The organism is Salinibacter sp. (assembly GCF_042218895.1).
In the GTDB taxonomy this organism is placed as follows: Bacteria; Bacteroidota; Rhodothermia; order Rhodothermales; family Salinibacteraceae; genus Salinibacter.
Genome location: NZ_JBDGQQ010000046.1, coordinates 11,487 through 15,883 on the forward strand (window position 1 = coordinate 11,487; position 4,397 = coordinate 15,883).

3 protein-coding genes are annotated in these 4,397 nt (G+C 60.8%); all 3 read left to right on the forward strand.

Going from position 1 to position 4,397, the window contains the following annotated elements:
• The first annotated feature begins 677 nt into the window (after nucleotides 1-677).
• Entirely contained in the window at nucleotides 678-2,366 is a 1,689-nt protein-coding gene (locus tag ABEL04_RS05155; RefSeq protein WP_375801318.1) for a hypothetical protein, read from the forward strand.
• 54 nt (nucleotides 2,367-2,420) lie between these two features.
• Nucleotides 2,421-3,758, forward strand: a complete 1,338-nt coding sequence (locus ABEL04_RS05160; protein ID WP_375801319.1) for a hypothetical protein — start codon at nucleotides 2,421-2,423, stop codon at nucleotides 3,756-3,758.
• Nucleotides 3,759-4,212: 454 nt separating this feature from the next.
• On the forward strand, nucleotides 4,213-4,397 hold a 185-nt coding region (locus ABEL04_RS05165), incomplete at its 3' end, for an argininosuccinate synthase domain-containing protein (protein ID WP_375801320.1).

Genomic DNA, 4,397 nt, shown 5'->3' on the forward strand with positions numbered 1-4,397 from the left:
ATGGGGCGGACGGGTTCCCGAACGCGACGGTGAACATTGCCCGGTTCTCGGGAATGCCTGAAAGGGCGACGGGATGTTTTCAGGTCGGCCTCATCTCTTTTTAAGCGTCCGTACCCAGCGCCGACACGTTGCTCCTGCTCCGGTGCCTGTCGTTTCTCGTTCGTCCCCTTACAGCGACGGTATGCACTGAGATGCCACCTCCCGACTCCGACCGAGGGTGGTCCTGCACCCGCGGGAACAGACCTATCGGCGGCATCGCTTCCGGACTGCGGCCAAGGCGGCGGTCGCTGTAACACTGCCGGGAGCACGTTCGCTTATCAGTACGGCACACTCACGAATTCAGATTGACCGGATTACCAGAGAACCATCACCGCGATGGTCGGCCCCCTCGGAATTCTGCTCTGCTTTCTGTTCCGTCGGTGGGAACGACAAGTCGAGCGAATTGTGAACTCCGGCTATACGTCGTGGACGTGCTCAACGCATGCGTTCCGCCTTTGGGCTAACCTGACGAGAGAAAAGCGGGGGGCAACCGGAATGGCGCTCCGATCGTTAGGGCCTGCCGGGCCCCGACACCGGGCTCCGTCGTCGGACAACGCCCCGTGTTTCTGTGAGCCTGAGAGGCGAATTGGTATCCCTGACCCCTTGCCGTTTCCGCTAAAAGTCCGCATCCCGTACAAATGGATTCCGTAATCGGCGTCACCGAAAAAGAAGGCAGCTACCAGGACGCACTCCGGAAAATTGGACAGCAGGACGAGGACGGACAGACCATTGGGATCGTGTACGTAACCAGTGGGGTCCTCAGCTTCTTTCCCACATTCTTCCGGGCCCTCGGGCTGCTCTTCGTGCTCTCGCTGTACTCCCTGCATCAGCCCCTGAGCTTTCTGCCGCAGGGCGTGCACTGGACGGTCGACGCTCTTGCCGGCCTGGAGGTGGTCTCGCTGGGCACGTGGCTTACTGCCGTCATTCTGTACCTGCTGTACTTCGGGTTCTCCCTGGTGAAGAACAACCTCTACACCGGGCAGCCCGGGGCGGAGATTCACTTCATGAAGCACGAGAAGATCGTCAAGACCCTCAAGCCGGGAGAGTGGAGCTTCGTGCTCGATCCGCGAGTGAGCCCCCACGCGGTGGTGTCGACGAAGCTGATGGTGCTGGAGATGCCGGAGATCGCAGGCAATACGAGCGAGAACATCACACAGAAATACCGGGGGGCACTTCGCATGCGGGTCCGCGACACGTACCGCCTCCTCGAACGAGGCGGCTTCCAAAAGTTTCTCCGCCAGCTCCGGGAGGTGTACGAGAGCATCATCAAGGACTCGGTGCTGGGCATCAGCGCCCGCCAGTTCAACCAGTTCATGGTGGAGCCGGTGGAGGTGCCGGAGATTGAGGAGGAAAGTGTCACCGAGCGCCTCGACAGCCTCGAGTCGAGCAACCTTTCGGTGGAGTATCTCACCGGAGCGTCTCAGATCGAGGAAATTGACATTTCTCAGTTCGACCTCCGAGAGTCGGAAGACCCGGACCGGCGGCAGATCCTCGACCGGCTTCAGCGGCTCGGGTCGGAGTACGGCATCGAAATCATCGACCACATTCCGGTGGGCAACCTCACGAGCGGGGACTACCTGCGCACGCTCGCACTGCCGCTCGTCTCGTCGATCACGCGGCTCCGGCAGGCCACCGAGACGCTCCGAGAAATCACCGAGGAAGAGATCGACGAAGAAATTCAGGCGAAGGTGGCCGAGCTCAAGCTCGCCGTTCGGGAGACCGATCAGGTGCTCCGCGAGATCAAGTCCATGCGGCAGACGCTGAACGATTCGGACAACAAGGAGGCCATCATGGAGGCGCGTGAGGCCGCGATCGAGAACGCGGCCCAGGAAGAAATTGCCCCCGCCATCTCCCTCATCGAGTCCCTGCAGGCCCAAATTCGGGCCAAGGAGATGAGCACGATTGGGGCCATCGAGCGGTTCAACTCCGAATGGGAGGAGATCCTCGGGGAGCTGGAAGACAAGCTTGCGGAGTACGTGCCCCAGGTGGAGTCCGTCGTTGTCAGCAGTGTCAACGAGGACATCATCCCGGGAGCGGACGTCGTCCAGAGAGTGTTGGAAGACACGGGGACCCTCCAGCAGCTGGAGAATTTGGTGGAGGACGCCGGGGCTTCCTACACAGAAGACGAAATTGAGGAGATCATCCAGGAAATGGAGTCGAAGGCCGAACGAGTGAACGTCGATCAGATCATGGAGGATCTCCAGCACACCCTCGGGGAGGTCTCCTCCGAATCGGAGATCTCGACCGAGCGCTTCTCGCTCGAAAACGTGGAGGCTCGATTGGACAAAATTTCTGAGGAGGTCGAGTCCTCCCTTCAGGACGGATGACGCGTTCAGAGATCGCTCTTCGCTTCTTGTCGGTCAGATCGGAGGTACGGACTTATGGAAAGCGTAAAGCAGGCAGCAAGCGGCATCGCAGAGGACGTCAGCGAAAAAGCATCGGATGAGCTTCAGGCTTCGATCGAGGAGGGGCGCAAGAAGGTACAAGGGGAGATTGAGGACAAGCTGGGGTCGATGGTTGGGATGGTCACCGACTCGGCCCAGGAGACCCTGAAGGAGCAGTTTCGGGGGATTGACGAGGAGGAGGTACTAAAGTTTGTCCCCGACAAGCGACGGTTTGCCGGGATCGGCCCTCTGCTCATGGGGCTTTTTCTCCTGGTTCTTCTGCCGTCGGTCCTGAATTTTATCGCCTATCTGTTCTTCCTCGGAGGGGGGATCGCGTTCACGGGCCGGTACCTGCTCAACGCCAAGGTGGACGTGCCGGAGGGCTACGAGGGGGTGCTCTGCCGCTTCGGGGCGCCCTACGAGAACAAGGAAACCCGCAACGGGCGCAACTGGCTGTTCCGGTTCTCCGATTACATTCCCTACCTGGTGTCGAAACGGGACCAGGTGGTGGACATGCACAACGCAAACTTTACCGCCGACTACGCGAGCATCGGCATTTCCAGCCAGATTGTCTTTCAGGTGGTCGACTCGAAGAAGTTTATCGAGAATACCACGCCGGCGGGCATCATGAAGAGCCTGAACCTCTACGCCTCCTACATTGCGCTTCGGATCATCACGTCCGTCGAGGATGCTCGCGTGAAGTTCAGCGGACGAGACTCCCTCGACAACATCGTGGCGGCGTTGAACAACCACCTGTCGGACGACTTCGGCATCGAGGTAACGAACGTAAGCATGCCCTCGGCCGACAATCAGATCCTGGAGGACCTGGAGGAAATCCGTACGCTGCTCAAGGAGATCGACGCGATGAAGGAGAAGCGGCAGGTCCGGCTCGAATCGGCAATCAAGGCGGTCGAGTCCGAACTCCGTACGAAGCGCAAGCAGGCCCGTCGCCTTACGCCGGAGCTCCAGCAGGCGAAGATCTCGCTGGACACGGACATCACGGAGCTCGTCAATGAGAAGCGGCAGGAGGTGCTCATCGATGCGCGGCGCAGGCTCGAGGAGAGCGCGTCGGAGCTGGACCGGGATCTCGCTAACTTCCGGGCCCGGCTCAAGAAGGCCATCTCCCTGCAGAGCTCGCTGGAGGCGCTCAAGCGCAACTTCGAGCTGCGGAAGGCGGAGCTCAAGCGTCGGGCCTTCAACCTCATTGGGCCGGAGCAGGTGACGGTGCTTGGGGTATCGGGCATCGGCACCGGCGTGGGCCTGGGAATGAGCAAGGATGTCGTCAAGAAAATTCTAAGCGACGGATCAGACCAGCTCGTCGGACAGGGCCAGTAGGAAGGGCAGGACACCACGGCGTAACTCCCCGCATCGGGCCAACGAACGAAGGCCTGCATCCGCAGGGAAGGGCGGCACCGTGCCGGAGAAAGGGACCCGGAGGCCCCGCACCCCTAATTTTAGGCTTTCCCCGTTCAACCTTGTCAAGACCCTGGAAGCGCTTCCCTTCACGGGTTCGTCATCGAAACGCGTACGCTCTGACTTGACAATCCTCGGGGCGCCCGCTATCGTAGACACCGTCATGATCCGCCGCCTCCTCCACATCGCCCTGACGCTCCGACCCCGGGCCCGACGTGTGCGACGACTGCACGTTTCCCAGGTTGGAACCGGCGTCCCGGGCGTCAGATGATCGACGGCACTGACATTTGACGCAGCATTGCTGCCCTGTTCGCGAAGGCGCTGGTTCTCTTGAGCCAGCGCCATTTTTGTGTGTGTAACCCCACCGTCCAGTTTCATGTCCATCGTTCTTGCCTTCAGTGGAGGCCTCGATACCTCCTTTTGCGTCCCGTACCTCCGGGAGACCTACGACGCCCCGGTGCACACCGTGACGGTCGACACCGGGGGGCTCACCGACGCTGATCGTACGGCCGTGGAGGCCCGAGCGCACGAGCTTGGGGCCGACGCCCACCACCTCGCGGA